Origin of the sequence: Paenibacillus sp. J22TS3 (assembly GCF_018403205.1) — a bacterium.
In the GTDB taxonomy this organism is placed as follows: domain Bacteria; phylum Bacillota; class Bacilli; order Paenibacillales; family Paenibacillaceae; genus Fontibacillus; species Fontibacillus tuaregi.
Genome location: NZ_BOSF01000060.1, coordinates 1 through 205 on the forward strand (window position 1 = coordinate 1; position 205 = coordinate 205).

Below are 205 nucleotides of genomic sequence, written 5' to 3' on the forward strand. Positions count from 1 at the left end.
ATCTGCCAAGGCTAAATACTCCCTAGCGACCGATAGTGAAGCAGTACCGTGAGGGAAAGGTGAAAAGCACCCCGGAAGGGGAGTGAAAGAGATCCTGAAACCGTGTGCTTACAAGAAGTCAGAGCCCGATCTAGGGGTGATGGCGTGCCTTTTGTAGAATGAACCGGCGAGTTACGTTCCCGTGCGAGGTTAAGGTGAAGAGCCG

Annotated in this window: 1 rRNA gene; it reads left to right on the forward strand. The window is 53.2% G+C overall.

Annotated elements, in window-relative coordinates:
• Positions 1–205, forward strand: a 23S ribosomal RNA gene (locus KJS63_RS26045); the annotation flags it as partial.